27 protein-coding genes are annotated in these 22335 nt (G+C 42.1%); 11 read left to right on the top strand and 16 right to left on the bottom strand.

All coding sequences use genetic code 11. The features are described from left to right. On the top strand, positions 1-411 hold the full coding sequence (locus IAE16_RS00695; protein WP_323700782.1) for an acyl-CoA thioesterase: 411 nt from the start codon (positions 1-3) through the stop codon (positions 409-411). Here the strand turns inward: IAE16_RS00695 and IAE16_RS00690 are convergent. The 15 genes from IAE16_RS00690 to IAE16_RS00620 form a co-directional block, all read right to left on the bottom strand. Then, entirely contained in the window at positions 374-586 is a 213-nt protein-coding gene (locus IAE16_RS00690; RefSeq protein WP_323700781.1) for an AtpZ/AtpI family protein, read from the bottom strand. The genes IAE16_RS00695 and IAE16_RS00690 overlap by 38 nt on opposite strands. Then, complete coding sequence (locus IAE16_RS00685) at positions 583-3621, bottom strand: efflux RND transporter permease subunit (RefSeq protein WP_323700780.1); 3039 nt, start codon at positions 3619-3621, stop codon at positions 583-585. Before IAE16_RS00685 ends, IAE16_RS00690 begins: the two co-directional genes overlap by 4 nt. 9 nt (positions 3622-3630) lie before the next feature. Beyond that, the gene (locus IAE16_RS00680) at positions 3631-4077 is read right to left on the bottom strand and encodes a nitrous oxide reductase accessory protein NosL (protein ID WP_323700779.1); all 447 of its coding nucleotides are present in this window, start codon (positions 4075-4077) and stop codon (positions 3631-3633) included. A gap of 83 nt (positions 4078-4160) precedes the next feature. Continuing rightward, positions 4161-4535 carry a DUF411 domain-containing protein gene (locus tag IAE16_RS00675; RefSeq protein WP_323700778.1) on the bottom strand — a complete coding sequence of 125 codons (375 nt, stop codon included), beginning with the start codon at positions 4533-4535 and terminating at the stop codon, positions 4161-4163. After that, positions 4532-4675, bottom strand: coding sequence for a hypothetical protein (locus tag IAE16_RS00670; RefSeq protein WP_323700777.1), 144 nt, complete (start codon positions 4673-4675; stop codon positions 4532-4534). Before IAE16_RS00670 ends, IAE16_RS00675 begins: the two co-directional genes overlap by 4 nt. Continuing rightward, on the bottom strand, positions 4659-6017 hold the full coding sequence (locus tag IAE16_RS00665) for an efflux RND transporter periplasmic adaptor subunit (RefSeq protein WP_323700776.1): 1359 nt from the start codon (positions 6015-6017) through the stop codon (positions 4659-4661). Before IAE16_RS00665 ends, IAE16_RS00670 begins: the two co-directional genes overlap by 17 nt. After that, entirely contained in the window at positions 6014-7186 is a 1173-nt protein-coding gene (locus IAE16_RS00660) for a TolC family protein (RefSeq protein ID WP_323700775.1), read from the bottom strand. The genes IAE16_RS00665 and IAE16_RS00660 overlap by 4 nt, the downstream gene beginning before the upstream one ends. Before the next feature lie 50 nt (positions 7187-7236). Further along, a complete protein-coding gene (locus IAE16_RS00655) occupies positions 7237-7509 on the bottom strand; it encodes a hypothetical protein (RefSeq protein WP_323700774.1) in 273 nt (90 codons plus the stop codon). A 2-nt stretch (positions 7510-7511) separates the two neighbouring features. Continuing rightward, positions 7512-8597: a cell division protein FtsZ gene (gene ftsZ, locus IAE16_RS00650; protein WP_323700773.1), complete on the bottom strand. Its 1086-nt coding sequence runs from the start codon at positions 8595-8597 to the stop codon at positions 7512-7514. Positions 8598-8613: 16 nt separating this feature from the next. Further along, complete coding sequence (ftsA, locus tag IAE16_RS00645; RefSeq protein ID WP_323700772.1) at positions 8614-9867, bottom strand: cell division protein FtsA; 1254 nt, start codon at positions 9865-9867, stop codon at positions 8614-8616. A gap of 1 nt (position 9868) precedes the next feature. Further along, a complete protein-coding gene (locus IAE16_RS00640; protein WP_323700771.1) occupies positions 9869-10588 on the bottom strand; it encodes a cell division protein FtsQ/DivIB in 720 nt (239 codons plus the stop codon). 2 nt (positions 10589-10590) lie between these two features. Beyond that, positions 10591-11460 carry a D-alanine--D-alanine ligase family protein gene (locus IAE16_RS00635; RefSeq protein ID WP_323700770.1) on the bottom strand — a complete coding sequence of 290 codons (870 nt, stop codon included), beginning with the start codon at positions 11458-11460 and terminating at the stop codon, positions 10591-10593. Beyond that, positions 11417-12310, bottom strand: a complete 894-nt coding sequence (gene murB / locus IAE16_RS00630; RefSeq protein ID WP_323700769.1) for a UDP-N-acetylmuramate dehydrogenase — start codon at positions 12308-12310, stop codon at positions 11417-11419. Before murB ends, IAE16_RS00635 begins: the two co-directional genes overlap by 44 nt. A gap of 384 nt (positions 12311-12694) precedes the next feature. Next, on the bottom strand, positions 12695-13879 hold the full coding sequence (locus IAE16_RS00625; protein ID WP_323700768.1) for an AAA family ATPase: 1185 nt from the start codon (positions 13877-13879) through the stop codon (positions 12695-12697). Further along, positions 13876-14448: a diacylglycerol/polyprenol kinase family protein gene (locus tag IAE16_RS00620; RefSeq protein WP_323700767.1), complete on the bottom strand. Its 573-nt coding sequence runs from the start codon at positions 14446-14448 to the stop codon at positions 13876-13878. Before IAE16_RS00620 ends, IAE16_RS00625 begins: the two co-directional genes overlap by 4 nt. On the opposite strand from IAE16_RS00620, the gene IAE16_RS00615 reads away from it, so the two are divergent. The 8 genes from IAE16_RS00615 to IAE16_RS00580 all read left to right on the top strand — a co-directional run bounded on the left by IAE16_RS00615 (position 14441) and on the right by IAE16_RS00580 (position 18832). Then, positions 14441-15124: a YqiA/YcfP family alpha/beta fold hydrolase gene (locus IAE16_RS00615; RefSeq protein WP_323700766.1), complete on the top strand. Its 684-nt coding sequence runs from the start codon at positions 14441-14443 to the stop codon at positions 15122-15124. The genes IAE16_RS00620 and IAE16_RS00615 overlap by 8 nt on opposite strands. An 80-nt stretch (positions 15125-15204) precedes the next feature. After that, a complete protein-coding gene (locus tag IAE16_RS00610; RefSeq protein ID WP_323700765.1) occupies positions 15205-15666 on the top strand; it encodes an iron-sulfur cluster assembly scaffold protein in 462 nt (153 codons plus the stop codon). Next, the gene (locus IAE16_RS00605) at positions 15663-16709 is read left to right on the top strand and encodes a hypothetical protein (protein WP_323700764.1); all 1047 of its coding nucleotides are present in this window, start codon (positions 15663-15665) and stop codon (positions 16707-16709) included. Before IAE16_RS00610 ends, IAE16_RS00605 begins: the two co-directional genes overlap by 4 nt. Next, entirely contained in the window at positions 16699-16950 is a 252-nt protein-coding gene (locus IAE16_RS00600) for a sulfurtransferase TusA family protein (RefSeq protein WP_323700763.1), read from the top strand. Before IAE16_RS00605 ends, IAE16_RS00600 begins: the two co-directional genes overlap by 11 nt. Next, positions 16947-17189, top strand: coding sequence for a DUF1858 domain-containing protein (locus tag IAE16_RS00595; RefSeq protein WP_323700762.1), 243 nt, complete (start codon positions 16947-16949; stop codon positions 17187-17189). Before IAE16_RS00600 ends, IAE16_RS00595 begins: the two co-directional genes overlap by 4 nt. After that, positions 17186-17437 carry a NifU family protein gene (locus tag IAE16_RS00590; protein WP_323700761.1) on the top strand — a complete coding sequence of 84 codons (252 nt, stop codon included), beginning with the start codon at positions 17186-17188 and terminating at the stop codon, positions 17435-17437. The genes IAE16_RS00595 and IAE16_RS00590 overlap by 4 nt, the downstream gene beginning before the upstream one ends. Then, the gene (gene aroE / locus IAE16_RS00585; RefSeq protein ID WP_323700760.1) at positions 17434-18246 is read left to right on the top strand and encodes a shikimate dehydrogenase; all 813 of its coding nucleotides are present in this window, start codon (positions 17434-17436) and stop codon (positions 18244-18246) included. Before IAE16_RS00590 ends, aroE begins: the two co-directional genes overlap by 4 nt. 4 nt (positions 18247-18250) lie before the next feature. After that, positions 18251-18832, top strand: a complete 582-nt coding sequence (locus tag IAE16_RS00580) for an RNA ligase partner protein (RefSeq protein WP_323700759.1) — start codon at positions 18251-18253, stop codon at positions 18830-18832. Here the strand turns inward: IAE16_RS00580 and IAE16_RS00575 are convergent. After that, positions 18829-19926: an RNA ligase gene (locus IAE16_RS00575; RefSeq protein WP_323700758.1), complete on the bottom strand. Its 1098-nt coding sequence runs from the start codon at positions 19924-19926 to the stop codon at positions 18829-18831. The genes IAE16_RS00580 and IAE16_RS00575 overlap by 4 nt on opposite strands. Positions 19927-19969: 43 nt before the next feature. On the opposite strand from IAE16_RS00575, the gene IAE16_RS00570 reads away from it, so the two are divergent. Next, positions 19970-20821: a prohibitin family protein gene (locus tag IAE16_RS00570; protein WP_323700757.1), complete on the top strand. Its 852-nt coding sequence runs from the start codon at positions 19970-19972 to the stop codon at positions 20819-20821. Continuing rightward, on the top strand, positions 20818-22194 hold the full coding sequence (locus IAE16_RS00565; protein WP_323700756.1) for a phosphoglucomutase/phosphomannomutase family protein: 1377 nt from the start codon (positions 20818-20820) through the stop codon (positions 22192-22194). The genes IAE16_RS00570 and IAE16_RS00565 overlap by 4 nt, the downstream gene beginning before the upstream one ends. Positions 22195-22335 lie beyond the last annotated feature (141 nt).

The following is a 22335-nucleotide window of genomic DNA, read 5'->3' as shown; positions in this document are numbered from 1 at the left end:
GTGTTTATATACCGCAGAAGGGTTCAGTTTTACGAAACAGACGCCCAAGGGATAGTGCACCACTCTAACCACTTTAGATACTTTGAAGAAGCACGAGGAGAGCTCCTGAGGTCTTTGGGCTATCCTTACTCAAAGCTAAGAGAGGAAGGCATAGATGTGGTCTTGCTTTCTGCAAACTGCGACTTTATAAAACCTTTGCGTTATGATGAGGAGTTTGAGATTGAGATCACGCTTTCACATTTAGACCGCTTTACCTTTTCTTTTCAATACCTTCTTAGGTCTTCAGAAACGATAAAGGCAAAGGGTAGCACAAAGCACTGCACCGTAAAGGGAGGGAAGATATGCTCCATACCTACACAAGTCAAAGAAAGGCTCATTCAATTCTTTTCAAATCCCTGTAAGCATTCCTAAAGCCTGAGATTATGCCTACAAAGAAGAAAAAGAGCATTCCGAAGGGAAAGGTTTTTAGCCCAAAGAGGCTCTCCATAAGCCACTTGTCAAAGGCATAGCCCACTAAAAGACCAGCAATTATCCCACCAAGAAGGTTAAAACCCACATTGAGTGCGAGAAAGTCCTTACCTTTCATCTTTTAAAAGTATACAGTGCTGGCACTATAAAAAGAGCAGTGAAGAAGGAGGATATAACGCCTCCAAGCATGGGAAGGGCTATGCGTGATATCACCTCCGCACCCGTTCCCTGAAGATATACCGCTGGTAGCAAGCCGGCTACTATAGTAAGCATGGTCATACTCTTTGGTCTAATCCTCTTTACCGCACCTTCGTATATGGCTTGGTAGAGGTTCTTCCCTTTGTCTTCTTCAAGAGCTTTCATTATATAGACTACCATTACTATACCCATCTCTGCGGATATGCCAAGAAGTGCCAGAAAGCCTGCTATGGAAGCCACAGACAGTTTGTAGTCAAGAAGATACATAAGAAAAAAGCCACCAAATAGGGAAGAGGGTAGTATGAAGAGAACCAAGAGGGTTTCAAAGAGCCTTCCAAGACTTAGATAGACCAGAAGCACTATGCTCAAAAGCACAAGAGGAATTATTACCTTGAGGTCTTCCATAGCCTTTTTGTAGTATTCAAACTGACCGCTCCATTCGTAATAGTAGCCTGCAGGCAAGCTTACGCTTTCTTGTATTCGTCTATTGCCTTCCTCTATTATCTTTAAAAGGTCTGAACCGGGTTTTGGTGATATGTAAATATAGGCTACCAGCAAGCCCTTCTCCGACTTTATTTCCATAGGACCTTCAACCTTTCTGAGCTCTGCGACCGCCTTAAGGGGAATGAGTTTATCCTTTAAGGGTAGGACGAGGCTTTCAAGGTTTTCTCTGTAGTCCCTTGGGACTCCAAGGGTTATGTTGTATCTTTCTCTGCCAGATACATAGACAGACACTGGACTATTGGCTAAGAGGGTTTCCACCGCAGAGGTTAGCTCTTCAAGGCTAAGCCCATACAAGCCGAGCTTGTCTCTGAGGGGAATTATCTCTATGTATGTGGCACCGCTTAGTCTTTCCGCATAGAGGCTCATAACGCCTTCCATGCCTTGAAGGGCATTTTCCAGCTCCTCAAGAAGTCTTGAAAGCTCATCAATGTCTTTCCCGTAGACTTTTATACCAAGGGGCGTCCTTATGCCTGTGGTTATCATATCTATCCTACCCTTTATGGGCATAGTCCAGCTGTTCACTACTCCAGGAAACTGAAGAGCCTTATCAAGCTCAGATATAAGCCTTTCGTAGGTCATTCCCTCTCTCCACTGGCTTTGAGGCTTTAGCACTATGGTGGTCTCTACCATAGAGAGGGGAGCTGGGTCTGTGGCGGTGTTTGCCCTTCCTACCTTACCAAAGACGCTTTCCACTTCGGGAAAGCTCTTTATTATCCTGTCCTGAAGAATTAGTAGCCTTTGAGCTTCTTGTATGGAAATGCCCGGTGCGGTTATGGGCATATAAAGAAGTGTGCCCTCTCTTAGGTCTGGCATAAACTCCCTGCCTATGTTTTTGTAGAGCAGATAAGTGGCTGGTATTGAAAGAAGGGCAACTATTAAAAGAGCATACCTAAGCCTAATAGAGAGATGGAAAAGGGGTGTATAAAGTCTTATGAGGAGCCTTACCACTGGGTTTTTTTCTTCGGGTAAAACCTTCCACCGCCCAAGGTAATAAAGAAAGACAGGAAAGAGTAGAATAGTGAGAAAAGAAGCCACGAGCATGGCTAAGGTTTTTGTTATCACAAGAGGTTCAAAGAGCCTTCCCGCCTGACCCTTTAGAGCTAACATAGGGACAAAGGAAACCGCAACTACAAGCAAAGCAAAGAATATGGGTTTCCCTACCTCAGAGACAGATTCAACTATGGCTGTCTTTAAAGCCTTGCCCTCTTCTCTCTTTCTTGAAAAGGCTTCCACAAGCACTATACCCGCATCCACCATAGTCCCGATGGCTATGGCTATTCCACCAAGGGACATAATGTTAGAATTGACGCCCATGTGGTTCATGAGTATAAAAGTTCCAAGAAGGGAAATCACCAAAAAGACCACCACCGCAAAGCTAAGGGGTAGGTTTAGAAGGAAGACCGCTATAACAAGAACTACCACAACGGACTCTTCAATGAGAACTCTCCAAAGGTGCTTTATCGCACTCTCTATTAGCTCTGACCGGTCGTAAACTGGGACTATATTTACATCCTCTGGTAGTCCTCTTTTTATATCTTTTAGCTTTTCTTTAACTTCCTGTATGGTTTTGTAGGCATCCGCACCATATCGCATTACCACTATGCCACCCACCACATTACCCATCCCGTTGTAGTCCGCAGTCCCCATCCTAAAGGCTGGAGTTTCCACCACCTTAGCCACGTCCCCCACCCTTATGGGTATGCCTCCCACTTCCTTTATAACAGCCCTTTCTATATCCTCCTTTTCCCGCACATAACCCCCTGCCCTTATGATAAATTCCCTTCCATTTAGCTCTAAATACTTACCACCTGTTTCAAGATTAGAGCCTGCTACCGCTTTTGCTACATCTTGTAGAGAGAGCCCGTAGTATGTGAGAAGCTCAGGCTTTAGGGTAACTCTGTATTCTCTTTCAAAACCGCCTACACTGGCTACCTCCGCCACATTAGGCACTGAAAGGAGGGCATACTTTATGTAGAAGTTCTGCAAACTCCAAAGCTCATCGAGACTTCTTTTTTCCGAGTAGACCACATACTGATATATCCAGCCAAGACCAGTGGCATCAGGACCAAGTTCTACCCTTGCCTGATATGGTAGCTGACTTCTTATGGAGGACAGCTTTTCAAGAACCCTTGAGCGAGCCCAATAGAGGTCTGTGCCATCTTCAAATATCACATACACAAGCGAGTAGTTAGGCACCGAGTAGCCTCTTACCGCCTTCACCCTTGGAAGCCCCAGCATGGCGGAGCTAAGGGGATAAGTGAGCTGGTTTTCAATGACCTGCGGAGATTGCCCCATCCACTCGGAGTAAAGGATTACCTGTGTATCTGTTAGGTCAGGAAGTGCGTCTATGGGAGTTTTCCTTATTGCATAAAAGCCGTATACTAAGATAAAGGCGATGAGTATTAGAATTGCCAATCTGTATTTCAGCAGGAGCTCTACAAATCTACTCATTTAACATCCTTAATGAACATGTCCAGTGTCAAGATGCTCAAGGAAAGTCCTATCTATCTCCCTAAATTGATAAACTCTGTTTTTTGCAGACCTTGGACTTTTGGCAAACTCCTGAGCGTCAATCCTGCTTCTAAAAGGCACAAGGTCATAACCCATAGGTCCTTCTTTTATAGGAACATAAAAGGCTCTTGTGCCTTCTATCCATCTGCCACTTTTATAGTCCTTTACCCAAAGCTCTGCCACCTTATCTTTGTTATCCAAGTAGTATCTAATTATGTGCTTAGGAGACTCTGCATACTTGTATGACCCATCCTTGAGCTTTACCTGCGATGTTAGTTTTGGGTCAATGTTGACATCCATACCGCAGACTACACACCTTTCACCCTTTGGCGGTTCCTTAGGCTGTGAAAAGGCGGAAAGGTTTAAGATGAAAAGTAAAAGAACCAAAACTTTCATGGCTTGACCTCCTATCATTTTAGTATTTACTCCATCTGCCTTTTCACTTCAAAGTAGCTGACAGCAAAAACTTCTTCATGTCTCTACCTCCTTACAATTTCATACTGTTTTTCGTAATCTCCTATAGCACTGGCTTTGCCATGAGTAGAAGCTACACCTCTCAGGTTTTTGTCCCTTAAGACCCTTTTTATACCCTCTGGAGGCACATGACCTTCTATGAACCTACCTTCGTAAACCATTGTGTGGCATGACCTGAGCTGTGGTGGAACGGAAAGTTGACTTTTAATTTCCATAAGCCTTTCTGGGCTTACCTCTACCCTTTTGACCTTAAAGCCATCTCTTTCCAGCTTTGAAAAATATTTACTGCAACAGCCACAACTTGGGCTATAGTAGGCGGTTATTTCAGAAGCAAAGGCACAAAAGCTAAGGGCAAGTAGCAAAGACATGGATTTTTTCATGGCAGAACCTCCTTATAATTTTTCTTATGGATGTTTTTCTGTATTTTCTTGGGCTTTTTTTCGTGACCCTTTTGATGATATACCTTCTCCTCCTCTATGGTAGGTTTATGGGTAAAAAGTAGCTCAATGATGGTGTTCATGACCTCTTACCTCCTGTCCGTAAAAGCCCCTTAGTTGTGCTTCTGAGTCTAAAAGAAAGGTTCCCTTGACCACCACCTTCTCACCTTCTTTAAGACCCTCAAGCACCTCATAGTAGCCTTCCGCTTTCTTTCCAAGCCTTACCCTTCTTGGCTCGTAGAGCCCTGGCTCCTTTTCCACAAAGACCACCTGCCTTCTTCCCGTATCCACCACAGCACTTTCTGGCACTGCAAGAATGTTTCCTAAGGGCTTTTCAAAGTAAACTTCAAGAAGTTGATTTATCTTCAAGTCTCTTCTTGGAAGGTCTATTCTAACCTTCAGCGTTCTTGCTTCCTTATCCGCCTCCGGAAAGATGTATTCCACCCTACCATAGAAGGTTTCATTGCTTCCCACAGGGCTTAGTATAACCCTCATACCTCTCTTTACGCTTCCTGCGTATTGTTGAGGCACTTCCGCAATTACCCATACCTTTGATATATCCGCTATTAGGTATGCGGTATCACCAGCCTTTACAAACCCTCCAGGTGAAACCTTTCTTTCTATGATTACTCCAGAGTGAGGAGAGGTTATCACTTCACCTGCCTTTAGGTAAGAAAGCCTTTCCTTTACAATCCCTTCAAGCTCACCCTTTCCCATCTCCTTTGCAAGCTTTAGCTCCTCCCTTGCTATCTCTACCTCTGGACTCAAGACCTTCATGAGAGGTGTGCCTACTCCTATAAGCTCTCCCTCAAACCTTCCAAAGGTATCTAAGACCCATGCGTCAGACCTAAGAGTAATCTCATAAGTCCTTGAAAGGTCGTAGGACACATACCCAATGGTGCTAAAGCTCTCCATAAGGTCAACCTTTCTCACTTCCTCTGTTTGCACTCCAATCAGCTGAAGTTTTTCTGGGCTTATCCTTATGCCATCCTCAGCAGAAGTTCCACTTCCTTCTCCTCCATAAAGAGGTATGGAAACTTCCTTCTTTAGAAGCCTTCCCTCAACTTGAGCGACTATCTGCCATGAACCAGCCATGCTTATGTTTACAGTGCCCTCATACCTTCCCTTTCCAACCTCCTTAAGAATAGCATCCTCCCTCATCTCACCCATTCCAGGCATGGGTGGCATATAAAAATAAAGGCTCTGGAGTTTCCCCTCTGGACTGACCTCAAGGGTTAGGTGGTTCTTGCCTACTCTGAGAGTGCCATCCTTTGAATAAAGCGTAAGCCTTATCCCCTCTGACTCAAGGCTAAGCAAAGCCACATTTACTTCATGTCTGTGGTCTCCAGAGCTTTTCTTTAGATATAGAAAAATGGGTATTATCAAGAAGCTCACAAAAAATATAAGTAAAAGTGCCTTCTTCATCGGTAAACCTCCGCCCTTATGTATAGACTTTTTTTAGAAAGTTCAAGCTCAATAAGGTTCATCCTAAGCTCCCACAGTTCTCTGTAGAGCCTGAGTATGTCCCTAAAGTCCGCCTTTCCAAAGGAATAGGAAATCTGAAGGGCTTTGAGTTCTCTTTCCTTTTCTCTCCTTAACTCTTCTGTTAAGGATTGCAACTCCCTTATCCTTTCTTCCTCAATCCTTAGCGAGTTTATATCCCTTTTGACTTGAAGTCTTACCTTCCCCAGCTCTTGCTCCTTTGCCTTGAGGTCTTCTAACTTCTCAAGCACCATAAGGTTCTCCCTTCGAGACCTTCTAAGAGGAAGGCTCACGCTCGCCTTGAGACTGAACATATTGTCAAGCCTCGGTCTTATCATGTATTCCGCCATAAGCTCTAAGTCTGGCAAATATTCCACCTTCCTCCTTTCCACCTCAGCCTTAAGCCTTTCCATCTCAGCCCATATTACTCTTAGGTAAGGGCTTTTATCTTCATCAATTTCTTTCAGGTCAATCTCTTCAATCTTAGGTTCTTCGCCTCTAAGCTCTATATTTTTCCCCACAAGGCTATCAATTTCCGTTTTTATAAGCCTCCTTTCTTCCATCAGATTTTTTATTTCCCTTTCAACTCTGAGAGCTTCCGCCTTTAGAGAAAGAAGGTCAGAGAGGCTCGCCCTGCCGAGCTTGTAGTTTTCCTCAGTAAGTTTTTCAATAGACCTTATCTCAGAAAGTATGTTCCTTAAAAGGTCTTCTTTCTTTTTTGCGTATAGCCATTCAAGGTATTTCAACTTTATATCCCTTATAAGCTCTCTTCTCGCCAGCTCCTCCTGAAGTTTGAAAACCTCACCCTCCATCCTTGCAGTAAAAGATTCTCTCTCCCTTTTTACAGGAAGTATATACATCTGGCTTATTCCTATAGAAAAACTACTCATGGGCTCATACTTGCTTGGATAGGGTCTATTTATAGGGATGTTGTTAAAGCCAAGAGAAATAGACGGGTTTGGAAGGCTCTTTGAGTATACTTCTCTGTATTCTGAAGACCTTTTCATATGTTTATAAGTTTTTAGTATTGGTGAATCCTCAAGGGCATGTTTTATAAGTTCTTCAAGCTCTCCCGCTCTGGATAAGGAAATAATAAGGAGAGTGAATATCATTAAAAGCATGTTTGGTATTATAGGCTTGAGAATATTTTAATTCAAGACTTTTATTTCACTTTATTTTTGTATACAAAAAGCACAACTTTACCGTTAACTTTATCCTCTTTTAAAACACATATATGCGTAGTATCCTCCGTGTAGTATTCATAGACCTCTCCCTTTTTTCTGTTTATGTAATAAACCTTATCCTTAGCGTGATCTTCTTTGCAAAACTCTTTGATATCAAAAACCTTTAGTTCAAACTGTGCGTTTCTGTATCCGTAAACAAGCCCAAGGATAAAGGCGATGGACTTATCGCCCTTTGTGTCTACTCTTTGCATGCTTATATTTTCTTCTTTCTCCTAAGGTAGGCTGGTATTTCCTCAATTTCTGGCTGGACGGGTTCTATTGTGGTTTCTGAGACTGCCTTCTTTATAGGTTCTTTGAACTCAGGTTTTTTTACCACCTTGAGCTGTCCAAGGCTTTGGGCGTTTTCAAAATCTGTGGCAACCACAGCCACCCTCATAAAGTTCTCCTTGCTGTTTTCAAGCATAGCACCAAAGATTATTAGAGCATCCTCATGAGCGGTCTCTCTTATCTTGCCTATAGTTTCTTCTACCTCTCTGAAAGGTACATCTTCACTTACCCAAAGGGTTACAAGAAGTCTCCTCGCCCCCTGTATGCTGTTTCCTTCGAGCAGAGGACTGCTTATGGCTTGCTCTACTGCGTAGTCTCTCCTTCCGTCTCCTTTGCCTTCACCCATACCTATAAGAGCCAGACCACCCTTTTCCATAACCGTTTTCACATCCGCAAAGTCCACATTTATAAGAGCTGGAGTAACCACTATGCTGGTTATACCCATTACCGCCTTAGAGAGCACATCATCCACCATCTTAAAGGCATCCCTTATGCTAAAGTTTCTATCCGCCATCTCTACCAGTTTTTGATTGTTCACCACTATGTAGGTATCCACCACATCCCTAAGCTTTTCCAAACCTTCATTGGCTACCTGCATCCTCTTTGGTCCTTCAAAGTTAAAGGGTTTTGTAACCACTGCCACCGTGAGTATACCCATGTCCTTGGCGATCTCTGCAATTATGGGCGCGGCACCTGTCCCCGTTCCTCCACCAAGACCACTGGCTATAAAGAGCATGTCCGTGTTTCTTAGGATCTCTCTTATCTTATCCGCATCTTCAAGTGCTGCCTGCTCTCCTATCTCTGGCTTTGCACCAGCACCCAGACCTTTTGTGACCTTTTCCCCTATCTGTATTTTGTTGGGAACTGCAAGAGAAGCGAGATGTTGGACATCTGTGTTTATCACAAAAAGGTCCACACCCTCTATACCCTCAAGATACATCCTGTTTACCGCATTGGAGCCACCACCCCCGACTCCAAAGACCTTTATTCTGGTAGGATTTAACGTCTCCATTCATCTCCTCCTTAGTTCACATTATATCCTTAAAAAAGGCTTTGAACCTTGTTATAAGGCTTGAAAGGTTAAAGTTATTCTCTGTGGTTTTCTCCTGTCCCTTCTGCAATGTTCCTCTCTTTTCAAGAGCAAACTCCCTGTGAGCCAACTTAACAAGCCCCACCGCTACCGCATAAGCTGGGTCTTGCACCTTTTCCTTTAGACCTATTACACCCATAGGATAGCCTATCCTTACAGGAAGGTCAAAGTATCTCTCAAGAAATTCTCGCATGCCTGCCAACTTTGCAGAACCACCTGTTATAACTACGCCCGCATGAAGTGAGTCTAAGTTTACTCCCTGAGCGTTCAGATAATCCGCCACCTTTTCCATAATCTCTTCAAGTCTTATTTGTATAACCTCAGCGAGTTGTCTTCTACTTACCGTAACTTCCTTTTCTTCACCCCTGGGCTTTATCTTTATCCTTTCTGTCTCGTTTACTGCATCCGCTAAGGCATAACCATTTTCTATCTTTATTCTTTCAGCCTGTTCTATATTTATCTTCATAAAATGTGCAATGTCCTTTGTTATATTAACACCGCCCATAGGAATGCAGCCAGTAACAAGTATAGAACCCTCAGAAAAAACCACAAAATTGGTAAGCCCTGCACCCATATCCATCATAAGCACCCCCTCCTCTTTCTCTTCGTGGCTAAGCACCGCTTCCGCTGAAGCAAGAGGAGACAAAAATCTACCCACTATTTCCATGCCAGCATTCGTTACTACCTTTTCTGTATTTTTCAAAAGACTTGTCCCTATCTTCACCACATGCACTTCTGCGGAAATTTTTGAACCAAGAAGTCCCACTGGGTCTATAACGCCCTCTTGCTCGTCCAAAACAAACCTTCTTGGTATAGCACTAATTATCTCATAGCCCTCCTCCCTTGAACGCATTATTGCTCTCTCTATCAACCTTTCTATGTGCGTATAGTCTATCTCTACGGACTGAGAGGATATGCTTACCGTATCCTTCTCGTTTTGGCTTTTCAGAGTCGGACCAGAAATACCCAGCACAACTTTTGAGAGCTTTACACCAGCCATTTCTTGAGCTTCTTTAACTGCACTAAGGACAGAGTTTACAGCAAGGTCAAGCCTCGTAACATATCCCCTGTCTATGCCCTTTGAGGGACTCTCCCCTATGCCAATAATATGAACATCTCCGTAGCTATCCATCTCGCCCACGAGGGCTACTACTTTACTGGTTCCTATGTCAAGGGCTGTTATGAGCTTCATCTTACCTTTTCACCTCTCTTATTATTACTAAACCCTCTATGTTTAAATCTAACTCTTTTGTGTTCATATCAATATTATAAACTTTAAAGGTATTGATCACATTTTCCACAACCTGCTCGTTCAAAAGAAATATGGGAGGCATAGTTATCTTTATGCCCTCTCCAGTGTAAACCACCGTATTAAGATTTGTTACGTAGATTTCTCCCAAGCCTTTCCCCAGTGAATTAATTAGCATAGTTAATTTATTAAAGTTTCTCCTTACAAGTTCAATATCATGTGTATATACCAGAGGTTTGACAAATTTCATATATTGTGATTGGAATATAATCCCATCTTTGTCAAAGAAGTATACTGCATCATCCTTAATTACTGTGAAGATTGGCTTCCTTTCCTCGATAGATACTTTTAATGTCACTCCTCCGTTGCTAAAAATTCTGTCTATTTTCACTCTACCAATTGCATTTCCGGTTACACTATTAAGGTTTTTTAATAGATTTGTGTTGTTAATGAATAACCAATTATTTTTAAACCTTTTAATTTCATTAACCACAACTTCAGATGGAATGGTTTCTAGACCCTCTATGTGTAGAGCCTTTATTTTGAAAAAGTCTATCTTGTCGGTGAAATAAGGGAAAAAGAACCCAGAAAGAGCCATTGAAAAAATCCATAGAGCGGAAAGAATATAATTGAGCCATTTTCCCCGTCTCCCAACCTTTTGCATGGTTAAAATAATAACATATCTATCATTTCCTTAAAATCAAGTCCTATCTTTCTACAAGCCATGGGAAAAAGGCTCAATTCCGTCAAGCCAGGTATAGTGTTAACCTCTAAGAGGTATGGAGTCCCATCCTTGTCTACTCTAAAGTCTACTCTTGAAAGGTCTTTGAGTTCGAGAAACTTATGAGTGAGAAATGCAATTTCTTGGAGTTTTTCAACAAGTTCTTTGTCTTCTAAAAAGACATATTCCGTCATACCTTTTGTATACTTACTTTCGTAGTCATAAATTCCCTTCTTGGGCTTTATCTCTATAGGTGGAAGTGGCTTTCCTTTTAAGATTCCCACCGTAATGTCCCTACCTTCAATGTATTCTTCTACCATAACCTTTTTTGAGATTTCAAAGCATTTTTTTATGGCTTCCTCTGCTTCCTCTTCACCACATACTACGAAGAGACCGACGCTTGAACCCTGGTCCGCAGGTTTTACAACCGCAGGATAAGTGTCCCAGCTTAGCTCCTCCTTTTCATCTCTTATGCATACCCACTTAGGCACTTTTATACCATGAAAGGAAAGGACCTTTTTTGTTATATCCTTATCCATGGCTATACTGCTTCCAAGAACACCAGAACCCACATAAGGAATTCCAAGCATGTCAAGAATCCCTTGCACCCTTCCGTCCTCTCCATAAGGACCATGAAGAGCTATAAATACCTTATCAGGCTTTATTTCTCTCAGCTTTTCGCAAAGGTCTTCTGTTAGGTCTAAGGCTATGGCTTCGTGTCCGAGCTCTTGGAGTGCCCTTAATACCGCCTGACCACTTTTGAGAGATATTTCACGCTCCGCAGACCTTCCGCCCATAAGCACTACAACCCTCAACGAGCTTTACCTCCTCTTCCAAGACTATACCAAAATTCTCAAACACCCTTCTCTTTGCCTCTTGTACTATTCTAACAACTTCCTGGTAAGTGCCACCACCTAAGTTCACCAGAAAGTTAGCATGCAATTCAGAAAAGGCAATATTGCCCATTCTATAGCCCCTCATTCCTACCTTCTCTAAGAGCCTTCCCGCATATTCGCCTTGAGGGTTCTTAAAGGTAGAGCCACTCGTTGGCATGTTTATAGGCTGGGTCTGTTTTCTTTTCTTCCTTATTCTCTCAAACTCCTCCTCTACTTTGTGCTTAGCAGTTGGCACTTCAAAGGTAGCCATAAGCACTATTCCAAGCTCAGGAAAGGGAGATTTTCTATAAGAAAAGTGCAGGTCTTCCTTCTTTGCAATCTGAAGCCTTCCCTCCCAATCTATAAAGACCACCTCCACAAGATGCTGGCTTATTTCGTATCCAAAAGCTCCAGCGTTCATGGCAACCGCACCGCCCACTGTAGCTGGAAAGCCCCCAAGCCTATAAAAACCTTCAAGGTTCTCTTCAAGGGAAAATTTAACAAGCTCAGACAAAGGCGTGCCAGCTTTAGCCCTTATTAAAAAGTATTGCTCCTTTTTCTCTACCTCAATTCCTCTAAAATTAACAGTGCTCAAGACTAAACCCTCAAAGTCTCCAAAAATAGTGTTTGCTCCTCTACCAAGAGGAAAAACCTCAAGACTCTTATCCTGTACAAAGAATATCACACGCTTTAGCTCTTCTTCATCCGTAGGTTGGCTAAAATATTTTGCAATACCACCAACTTTTATGGTGGTAAAAGGTGAGAGCTTTACGCTTTTTTGTATTGACATATCTTCTTCCCTTTAAGGTTCTTGATAGAGTAGTATTCTATGCGTTCCTTTTTTAGTAGACTTTTAATTTGCTCACTCTTAGCTGGAGGTATATCAAACTTTTCATACAATAAAACCTTACTATATTGTGAGTTTGCACCACATTTCCCTCTAAGTCCGTCTTCACAATTCTTTAACTGCTCTATAACATCCTTAGCTTCTCCAGAGGTAACTTTGCAGTTTTTGATCTCTACAATTATATAAGAACCATCACATTGAATGATACAATCACAAAGTTTTCCCTTAATTGGTTGGAAAGAGGCTTCGGGCGAAAGAACTTTTTTCCAGTATTTGTAGCATTCTTTACAATCTTGTCCACTTTGCTTATTGCAAGGTAAAAGTTTCTTACACATTTGCCTTTACTTTGCTTTTCAATAAATCTCTTATTCTTTCTTCCTCTTCCATAAGTCTATCTGTTGCAGTATAGAAGTTTTCAAAGGATATTCCTTCATGCTCTTCTATAGGTATGGGTAAAACCTTTATATGTCTACCCTCTTCCTTAAAAAGATATACCGCAATTTTATTAGGGTCTAAACTTTCTTTCTCATAGTCTCCTACCCAATATCTTCCCAAGCATATATTTAAAGCGTTGATTATATAATCACTGTGAGTAGTTATAAGCACCTTAGCACCAGAATTTACCATGCTAACTATTAGTTCTGTTATCTTGATTTGATTCTCCACATGCAAGTGTGCTTCAGGCTCTTCTATTATAAAAATGTGGTTTTCAAGTTTTTCAATGTTTGCAAGGAAAACATATATCGGAGCTAACTCCGCAATAGAAGAAGAAACGAGATGCATTTCTATCTTTTTCTGTCCCCTAATGCCTTTTGGGTGGCATAGTAGTTGTTTTGTGTTTTTATCTATCCATATTTCTCCATCTATCATATCACTTAATTTTCTGAGTAATTCCTTTTCCCTACTCAAGCCTCTAAGGTCTTCAGATTGAGACTTTATTCTATAAAAATCAGCGATAAAGTCCACTACTGGCTCAGTTAGTTTTTCATAATACTTCCCTTCATACCTTTCTCTGAGAACACCTATTACAAGAGCATCCAAAGCCAAGACAAATCCAGTTCTACTTGCAGGAAAATAAAAAACATCTACCCAAGTGTTTATTAACTCTAAAAAGTTCCTAATTAAAGTCATAGATAAAGATTTATCATTTCCCTCCTGTTTTCTTATGACTAACATATTATCTATAATCTTGTTTATCATCTCACTTTCTTCCTCTGAAAATTCTATGTCAAGTTTAAATGAGCTAAAACTTTCACTTCTAAACATTTTCTCTATCCTTTCTTGTAGTATTCTAACTAAATCTGGATGCTTGACACCTATCTTATCCAATTTTCTCGCATCTTGTCCTTTTAAAAACTCCATCAATACTTCCGCCATATATCTATAAACACCATAAACCACATAAGATAGATAACTCTTATTAGTGTTATTTTTTCCAAGAAATACAGTTAGAGGCTTTATTTCTATTTCTGCAGACCTTATTCTTGCTAAGTTTTCTACTTTTATCTTCATAACATATAGTATAAAACACCAGCTACGAGTGGCACGCTAAAGTTGTCATCCACACTAATTGGTAAAGCCTCAACAATTGCAGAAAATATACATATCAAAAAAGCCTTCCACAAACCTAAGAAGGGCAAAAGGACCAGAAAGGTTGAAAGGAAAAAGGCTATACTTCCCTCAAGGCTTTTACTTCCCATCCTTGTTCTACCGTATCTCATTCCTACCACGCTGGCAAAGGCGTCTCCTACTGCAAGCACTACCACAGATACCATAGCAGGCTCTTTTCCAAAGAGTAGAAATACAGAAAATATTCCAAGGTTTGCCCACAGAGCCTGTATTCCTGGTCTTGAGTAGTTTTTCTCTCTTTCAAGTTTGTAAACAAACCTATAGTAAAAAGTCAGCCTTTCCTTGCCAACGCCCAGGACAGTTAGCAGGTTTAACCCTATCACAAGGGAAAAAACCAGTAGAGTTATAATGCTTGGAAGATAGTTCAAAGGTAAAAGCCAAAGGAGTAGTGCAAAAAGATGAAAGACCTTTCTTCTGGTCTCTAAATCCTCTATAATTTCTCTTATGTTCATTTATGAGTCTACCAACCCTGAGGTTATTTTAATACACCTTCATGGATTTGCCAGCGATATCAAAGGCACTAAGGTAAGCATTCTAAGGGAGAGGAGTTTGCAAGGCAGGTTTTCCCTCTTTGCTATGGATATGGACTATCAGACTACTACCACGAGCAGGGTCTTGGAGGTATTGGATGCCCTTGTAAAGGGCTTTTCTCAAAAGTTTTCCCAAGTTTGGCTCTCTGGAAGTTCTCACGGTGGATATACCTCTCTAAACTATCTCAAGTTTTACAAACCAGAAAAGGTCAAAAGGGTTTTCCTCTTTGCCCCTTCTTACTCAACACTTGCTCTTACTGTAAAGGAGGTGGGAGAGGCAAGGTGCAAAAATTGGCTGGAGGGTAAGGAAGACCTGAACTTTACAGAGTGCGAAACTGGTCTTGAACTTACCATAAACAAAGAGTTTGCGGTAGATATACTCAAAAAGGGTTATGAAATACTAAGAGACAGCCATGTAGACTTTCCCTCAGAAGTTCCTTATGAGATTTATGTATTCCACGGCAGGCAAGACAGCACGGTGCCAATAGAACACTCAAAGCTTTTTATAAGCAAGGTGAAGGTTAAAGAGTTTCTTGAGCTTGAGGATGACCATAGGCTTAGCAAGACTTTCAAGTGGCTTGTGGAAAAATATATGTAAGCCATATCTTTGATAAAGGTCATAGCAACTTCGGTCAAAACTGTCATATTTTATTTCATCAATGTTAAGGAGGTGTTAAGATGTTTGAATACAGCGAGAAGGTGCTTGACCACTTTTTGAACCCACGGAATGTGGGCGTGCTTGAGGATGCCAACGCCATAGGGCAGTGTGGCAATCCAGCCTGTGGTGATGCCATGCTTTTTACCCTCAAGGTCAATCCAGAAAACGATATTATAGAGGATGTGAGATTTAAGACCTTTGGATGTGGCTCCGCCATAGCGGTCTCCTCTCAACTTACAGAGATGATAAAAGGGAAGCCTATAAGCTACGCTCTAAACCTCACATACAAGGACATCTTTGACGAGCTTGGCGGTCTTCCTCCACAGAAGATACACTGCACAAATCTTGGGCTTGAAACACTGCATGTGGCTATAAAGGACTACCTTCTCAAGCAGGGAAGAATAGAAGAGGCTACGCGTATACCTGACTGCTACGAAGAGGAAGAGGAAGAAAGCAGAGAGTTTGAATTCCTATCCACATGAAAGTGCGGGCTGTTGCTCTTTTCTCTGGAGGGCTGGACAGCTCTTTAGCGGTCCGCCTCCTTCAGGACCAAGGCGTTGAGGTTAAGGCACTGCACTTTTATACTGGCTTTTGCATCACTGAGCATAAAAGACGCCTTGGACTGAGGAGAGAAGACGGGTCGCACTATGTTAACCCTGCTCTTAGGGCAGCAGCCCATCTTAAAATTCCTATAGAAATAGTGGATATATCTGAAGAATACTTTGAGATAATTCTCAATCCAAGACATGGCTACGGCAAAAACGTAAACCCTTGTGTAGATTGTAGAATATTTATGCTCAAAAAAGCTAAGGAGATTATGGAAAAAGAAGATTATCACTTCGTTATAACCGGTGAGGTGCTCGGTCAAAGACCTATGAGCCAGACCTACGAAAGGCTTATGCTTATAGAAAAGGAGTCTGGGCTTGAGGGATATATACTCAGACCCCTTTCTGCAAAACTGCTCCCTGAAACTATACCTGAAAGGCTTGGGTGGGTAGACAGGGAAAGGCTTTTAGCCATAAGTGGAAGAGGTAGGAAAAAGCAGATAGCACTGGTAAAGAAGTATGGTATTGACTACGAACAACCTGCAGGTGGATGTTGTTATCTTACAGACGAAAATTATGCCTATAGGTTTAAAGAAGCCTTTGCAGTGGAAGGTGTTATAACGAGGGATGACCTGGTGCTTTTCTCTGTGGGTAGACACTTTAGACTTCCTTCTGGTGCAAAGCTAATAATGGCAAGGAATGAGGGAGAAGTGAGGTTTCTTCAGGGATTTAAAAGCAGATACGATTATGCCTATAGAAAAGACCTAAAAGGCACTTTTGCCATAATAAAGGGTAGCCTAAGTCGAGAGGAGAAAAAACTTGTCGCAGACCTTATAGCAAGGTATTCAAAAAACGAACCCTGCGAGGTTGTGCTAAACCTTGGAGGCGTGGAATATAGCCTTTTGGGAGAGCCTCCAGCGGAAGAGCTTGTGGAGTCTCTTAAAATATACAATAGACAGGGGGTAAATCATGGAAATTGAGGATATAAAGCCAGATGTGGTTCACGATGTGGTAGGCACTTTTTGTCCTGTGCCAGTGGCCGAGACTGCAAAGATGATAAAGACAATGCAAGTGGGACAGGTGCTTGAATTGGTGGCGGATGACCCCGGTGTGGTAGAGGACATACCTGCGTGGTGTAAGGCTACAGGTCAGGAGTTTTTGGGGCTTTATGAGGAAGAAGGTGAATACCATCTCTTTGTTAAAAAGGTAAAGGAAACATGAAGGAGAGGATAACTTTAGACACAAATCTTATGGAGCTTCTAAAAAACTTTCCTCAGGCAAGGGAAATACTAATGAGGTATGGCTACAGAGTCCTCATTGAGGAGGATATAGAGGATGTGGTTGCGGACAAGCTAACTCTCAAGGGCTTTTGCAGGTTGATGGATTTAGATGACGAAGCTCAGGGAAATCTCTGGCAGGAGATACAAGATTTATACAGGCAGCTGGAGGATATAACATGAAAGAAAAGGAGCTAAAGGAAGTGGAAGAAATATTAGAGAGGATAAGACCAGCCCTAAAAGAGCATCATGGAGACCTAAAAGTTGTGGACATAAGAGAGGGTGAGGTCTATCTTCAGTTTGAGGGTGGTTGCACTGATTGCCCAATAGCGGACGTGAGCGTCAAAAACGTGGTGGATATGGCAATAAAGGGTAACCTTAGCTGGGTCAAAAGGGTAGAGATACTTCAACCCAAGTATCAGATTGGATGACCATTGACGGAAAGACCCAGGTTTACGGTATTCTGGGCTATCCTGTAAAACATTCCCTATCTCCAGTTTTCCAAAACAGAGCTTTTAGATATTTCTCACTAAATGCAGTCTACGTTCCCTTTGAAGTAAAACCAGAAGACTTTGAGACAGCCCTTAGAGGTTTAAAAGCCCTTGGTGTAAAGGGTGTTAACATAACCTTGCCTCACAAGGAAAAAGCCCTTGAACTTGCGGATTTCAAAGACAGCCACGCACAAGCTATAGGGTCTGCCAATACTCTGAAGTTTACAGAGGATGGCGTGTATGCGTATAATACGGACTGGATTGGTTTTCTCAAGGCAGTAAGGGAGCTAACGCCCAACCTCAGAGACCTTAAGGTTTTAGTCCTTGGTGCAGGTGGCTCTGCTAAGGCAGTGCTATACGCCCTAAAACTTGAAGGTGCAAGGGTATTCCTTTGGAACAGGACACAGGGAAAAGCCAAAAGGCTCTGCGAGGAGTTTAAGTGCATACATGTAAAAAAGCCAGAGGAAGCCTTAGAGGAAGCAGAGCTTATCGTCAATACCACATCTCTCGGTTTAAAGGAAGAAGACCCACCCATATTTGATTACAAGGAGCTAAAGCCAAGACATAAGGTGATGGACATCATCTACAGAGAAACTCCACTTTTAAGGTCTGCCAAGGAAAAGGGATGTCTTTACAAGGATGGTCTTGACATGCTCTTATATCAGGGTATGGAGAGCTTTAGGATATGGACGGGCTATGATGTGCCTTATGAGGTGGTGAAAGACTCTGTGCTTGAATATATAATATGAAAGGATGGAATCTTTTGTTTTAGATACAAGCGTATTTACCAATCCAGACGTATACTCACAGTTTGAGAAAGACCAGCTCGGTGCTATAGAAAATTTTATAACACTTGCATCTCACAGTAGGGCAAAGTTTTTTATGCCCACTTCTGTTTATGAAGAGTTTAACAAAATGGTAGAGCTTGGAAGCCTAAAGCCAAGGTTTGAGCTTACGGTGAGGATTCGCTCTCCAAGAAGATATAACCTTATGGTTCCTGCGGAGTTTCTTTACGAGTTTATAGAGGAAGTGCGTTATAGGATAAACAAGGGTCTGCGTATTGCAGAGGAGCACACAAAGGAAGCAGGTAGGCTAACCCAAGAAGATGTGGGAAAACTCATAAACAAGCTAAGAGAAAAATACAGAGAAGCTCTCAGAACAGGTATAATAGACAGTAAAGAAGACCTTGATGTTTTGCTCTTGGCTTACGAGCTTGATGGTGTGTTAGTTTCTGGTGATGAGGGTCTTAGAAACTGGGCGGACAAAGTGGGCATAAAGCTCATAGACCCAAGGAGTTTTAGAGTAATACTTGAAAGCTACACTCTTAGAACCTAATCTATAAGAGAGCCACCTTTTAAAAGGTGTCCCAGAAGCCCTGTCATATTAAGGAAAACCTTTTCAAACTCCAAAAGCCAAAACTCTCCTTCTTGCCTTAGTGATAGCTGGTTTACCTGTATGTGAACGGATGCATGTTTCATCTGCTCCATGAATATAAGAGCATTGTCCTTTCTTCTGAACCTACACCTAAATACCCTACGGACTTTGCCTTCTTCCCTTGCCATTTTGCATGCTTCAAATAGACCACTCAAAAAGGCTTCTCCAAGCTCTCTGAAAAGTTCTTGAGTTTTTTCCAACTCTTCCTCTTCTATAAACAGAGCAAGTCGTAAGAGTCTGTTGGTGTAATAGTCCGCAGGAAGTCCAAGCATATTGAGAGATGTTATCCTTATATCGTTAAGATTGGCGTAGCTTGTAATATACTTCACTCTCTTATCCCTCTCTGAATCTTCCTTTAAAACCACACCTTCCCTTCTTTCCTCATTTAGCTTCCTGAGAAGAGCCTTTAGGTCCTCTATCTGCTCTGGAGTGTATAGTCCATACCGCTCTACGCTGGGAAGGTTGTATTTTTCAATAAGCCTCAACTTCTCCCTGTAGGGCAGAAAGCCTTGATGGTTTTTCCGCATTATATCAAAAAGGAAGAACTTCACATCTTCCTTTACATAGGGAGGGCTCTCTTCCACGTAAGGGTTTTCAGGTCCTGCCACTTCCATGCATAGCACAAGGTCGGGATTGTCTTCAAAAAAGGCAGGCTCTACAAAATCAAGAACCCTATCTGTAGTAAAAGCACAAACATATCCGCCTCTCGTGAGAGCATAAATTTCTCCCTGGTGCATAAAAACTCTCACATTGTATCCATCAACCTTCTCTTCAACCCAAAAGGGAGCAGAAAACTGCTCAGGAATGCCAGTGGAAAGCTGAAATATCCTACCTATATGAGGATAGCCCCACATTACCATGTCTTTGAAAAGAGCGGTGCCTCGTGGGATATCCTTAAAGTCGTCGGTAAACCTTAAGTATTCAAGATTTCCGAAGATCTCGCTTTTTAGCTTGTTTTTCCGTAATGCTTCCTTTAAGCTGTCTTGTGCAATCATATATGAACTTAAATTATAATTTCTTTTCAGGAGGAGGCTGAAGATGAAAAGCTCACAACTTGAAGGACTTAAGTCCTTGGGATACTTTGCGGTTTTCCTTGGAGTTCTTTTTTTTCTCATTCTCGCTGGCAACCCTTTAGTGATAGTCCAGTCTGGCTTTGTGGGTGTAAAGAGAACCTTAGGAAAAATTGACCCAGTGCCACTAAGGGAGGGTCTGCACCTTAGAATTCCTCTTTTGCAGACAGTGGAAAAGATAGAGATAAGGACAAGGGCTGTGGAGTTCACAAAAGAAAAGCAAAACCCCATAAGCAGTCTTTCTAAGGACGGCTTGCCTGTTAGCATGGATGTGGCAATTCTCTACAGGGTGGATGCTAACAAAGCTCCAGAGCTTATAAGAGAATATGGACCAGACTATGAGGAGAAGATAATAAAGCAAGTAGTTAGGACTGCGGTCAGGGACGCTATAGCGGAGATGGAAAGCTCTGTGGTTTATCAAGAAAGACAAAAACTGCAAGAGAAGATAAAAAGGGAGGTGAGCGAGCAACTTACAAGAAGATACTTAATACTTGAGGATGTGCTTATAAGGGATATAAGGCTTCCAGAAAGCGTGGTTAGGGCAATAGAGGAAAAGCGAAAGGCTTATGAGGAAGCTCAAAGGATGCAGTTTCTTTTAGAGAAGGAAAAGCTTGAAGCGGAGAGGAAAAAGGTAGAGGCTCAAGGCATAGCGGAAGCCAACAGAATAATAGCAGGCTCGCTAACAAGGGAATACCTCATGTGGAAGTTTATAGAAAACATCCAAGAATACGCCAGAAGCCAGAACAACACTATAATACTCCTACCTTACGATACGAGAATGACGCCTATAATAAATGTCCCTCAGGGAGGTCAAAGATGATAAAGTTTGGCACAGACGGATGGAGAGCCATAATAGGTGATGCTTTTACCTTTGAAAACGTAAGAAAGGTAGCCTACGCACATGCAAAGGTTTTAGAAAGGCAAGGGAAAAAGAAGGTGGTAGTGGGATACGATAATCGTTTTATGTCTGAAAGGTTTGCTCTTGAGGTCTACAGGGTTTTTAAAACCCTTGGCTTTGAGTGTTATCTTAGCATAAAGTCCTGCACCACTCCTATGGTCTCCTTTGCGGTTAAGTATATGGGCTTTGAAAACGGAGTTATGATAACTGCGTCGCATAATCCACCAGAATATAACGGATATAAGATAAAGGACTCCTTTGGTGGCTCTGCTACTCCAGAGTTTATAGCACAGGTAGAGGATGAGATAAAAAGGTCAGAGGATATAAAACCAGAGAAGTTTGAACCAGAGTATGTAAACATCTGGGGAGAGTATATGAGAGAGATAAAGAGAAGGGTAAGTATGGAGCTTTTTAGTCAAAAAGACCTCTCTCTGGTGCACGATGCCATGTATGGCTCTGCTCTTGGCACATACTCACATGTGCTATCTGGAACAAAAGTTTCAGTAAGCGGTATAAGAAGCTATAGAGACCCACTCTTTGGAGGACATGCACCAGAGCCAGTGGAAAAACACCTTGAACCTCTCATTATGAAAGTTAGGGCTGTGGGTGCAAACCTTGGCATAGCCAATGACGGAGATGGAGACCGTATAGCCTTGGTGGACGAAAAAGGGAACTTTATAAACTCACAACTTATTTATGTGCTTTTGCTCTATCACCTTTTGAAAAACAAGGGCAAAAGGGATGGCGTGGTAGTAAAGACCGTGTCCACCACATACCTGGCGGACAGGATATGCAGGAAAGAAGGCGTTGAGCTAAGAGAGGTGGCTGTGGGCTTTAAGAACATAAACGAGGTTATCTTAAGGGAAAAGGTGATCTTTGGAGGAGAAGAGAGCGGAGGCTATGGCATTGTGGACTTTTTGCCGGAAAGGGATGGGCTTTTTGCAGGTCTTAACATACTTGAGCTTATGCTCCTTATGGACAAACCTATTTCTAAGATAATTTCAGAGATATACAAGGAATACGGAGAAGCACACTTCAAGAGAGTAGACTTTCATGCGGAGGAGGACAAAAAGCAAAGACTGAAAGAACTTACAGAAAACCCACCAGATAAGGTGGGAGACCTAAAAGTTTCAAAGGTTATAACTCTTGACGGTCTTAAGCTGATATTTGAAAATGACGGTTGGCTACTTCTTAGAGCATCTGGGACAGAGCCACTCATAAGGGTCTACGCAGAAATGCCTACACAGGCAGATCTGGAAAGACTAATAAAGAGTGCGGTTGCACTTTTTGAATAGAACCTGCAGTATGCTATAATGCATATAGAGGTTTTTGGGGAGCTCTTGCTCCCATGACATCTTGGCAACTGAATAGGGTTTTTACTTCTTGAAGTTAAGAGGGCAGTATTCACTCAAGAGGCTTGAGAAGCCAATCATCCT

This window comes from Hydrogenobacter sp. T-2 (assembly GCF_033971325.1).
Classification (GTDB): Bacteria; Aquificota; Aquificia; order Aquificales; family Aquificaceae; genus Pampinifervens; species Pampinifervens diazotrophicum.
The sequence above is the reverse complement of the archived record's forward strand: the minus strand, read 5'-3'. Positions and strand labels throughout refer to the sequence as shown.

Excerpts from the sequence above, each read along its gene's own strand:
- IAE16_RS00665 (WP_323700776.1), bottom strand. The coding sequence starts at position 6,017 with ATGAAGAAGGCACTTTTACTTATATTTTTTGTGAGCTTCTTGATAATA.
- IAE16_RS00565 (WP_323700756.1), top strand. The coding sequence starts at position 20,818 with ATGATAAAGTTTGGCACAGACGGATGGAGAGCCATAATAGGTGATGCT.
- IAE16_RS00600 (WP_323700763.1), top strand. The coding sequence starts at position 16,699 with ATGGAAATTGAGGATATAAAGCCAGATGTGGTTCACGATGTGGTAGGC.
- IAE16_RS00655 (WP_323700774.1), bottom strand. The coding sequence starts at position 7,509 with ATGCAAAGAGTAGACACAAAGGGCGATAAGTCCATCGCCTTTATCCTT.
- IAE16_RS00685 (WP_323700780.1), bottom strand. The coding sequence starts at position 3,621 with ATGAGTAGATTTGTAGAGCTCCTGCTGAAATACAGATTGGCAATTCTA.
- IAE16_RS00660 (WP_323700775.1), bottom strand. The coding sequence starts at position 7,186 with ATGATATTCACTCTCCTTATTATTTCCTTATCCAGAGCGGGAGAGCTT.
- IAE16_RS00625 (WP_323700768.1), bottom strand. The coding sequence starts at position 13,879 with ATGAAGATAAAAGTAGAAAACTTAGCAAGAATAAGGTCTGCAGAAATA.
- IAE16_RS00590 (WP_323700761.1), top strand. The coding sequence starts at position 17,186 with ATGAAAGAAAAGGAGCTAAAGGAAGTGGAAGAAATATTAGAGAGGATA.
- IAE16_RS00605 (WP_323700764.1), top strand. The coding sequence starts at position 15,663 with ATGAAAGTGCGGGCTGTTGCTCTTTTCTCTGGAGGGCTGGACAGCTCT.
- IAE16_RS00580 (WP_323700759.1), top strand. The coding sequence starts at position 18,251 with ATGGAATCTTTTGTTTTAGATACAAGCGTATTTACCAATCCAGACGTA.
- ftsA (WP_323700772.1), bottom strand. The coding sequence starts at position 9,867 with ATGAAGCTCATAACAGCCCTTGACATAGGAACCAGTAAAGTAGTAGCC.
- IAE16_RS00595 (WP_323700762.1), top strand. The coding sequence starts at position 16,947 with ATGAAGGAGAGGATAACTTTAGACACAAATCTTATGGAGCTTCTAAAA.
- IAE16_RS00570 (WP_323700757.1), top strand. The coding sequence starts at position 19,970 with ATGAAAAGCTCACAACTTGAAGGACTTAAGTCCTTGGGATACTTTGCG.
- IAE16_RS00610 (WP_323700765.1), top strand. The coding sequence starts at position 15,205 with ATGTTTGAATACAGCGAGAAGGTGCTTGACCACTTTTTGAACCCACGG.
- IAE16_RS00575 (WP_323700758.1), bottom strand. The coding sequence starts at position 19,926 with ATGATTGCACAAGACAGCTTAAAGGAAGCATTACGGAAAAACAAGCTA.
- IAE16_RS00670 (WP_323700777.1), bottom strand. The coding sequence starts at position 4,675 with ATGAACACCATCATTGAGCTACTTTTTACCCATAAACCTACCATAGAG.
- IAE16_RS00675 (WP_323700778.1), bottom strand. The coding sequence starts at position 4,535 with ATGAAAAAATCCATGTCTTTGCTACTTGCCCTTAGCTTTTGTGCCTTT.
- IAE16_RS00690 (WP_323700781.1), bottom strand. The coding sequence starts at position 586 with ATGAAAGGTAAGGACTTTCTCGCACTCAATGTGGGTTTTAACCTTCTT.
- IAE16_RS00620 (WP_323700767.1), bottom strand. The coding sequence starts at position 14,448 with ATGAACATAAGAGAAATTATAGAGGATTTAGAGACCAGAAGAAAGGTC.
- aroE (WP_323700760.1), top strand. The coding sequence starts at position 17,434 with ATGACCATTGACGGAAAGACCCAGGTTTACGGTATTCTGGGCTATCCT.
- ftsZ (WP_323700773.1), bottom strand. The coding sequence starts at position 8,597 with ATGGAGACGTTAAATCCTACCAGAATAAAGGTCTTTGGAGTCGGGGGT.
- murB (WP_323700769.1), bottom strand. The coding sequence starts at position 12,310 with ATGTCAATACAAAAAAGCGTAAAGCTCTCACCTTTTACCACCATAAAA.
- IAE16_RS00640 (WP_323700771.1), bottom strand. The coding sequence starts at position 10,588 with ATGCAAAAGGTTGGGAGACGGGGAAAATGGCTCAATTATATTCTTTCC.
- IAE16_RS00680 (WP_323700779.1), bottom strand. The coding sequence starts at position 4,077 with ATGAAAGTTTTGGTTCTTTTACTTTTCATCTTAAACCTTTCCGCCTTT.
- IAE16_RS00615 (WP_323700766.1), top strand. The coding sequence starts at position 14,441 with ATGTTCATTTATGAGTCTACCAACCCTGAGGTTATTTTAATACACCTT.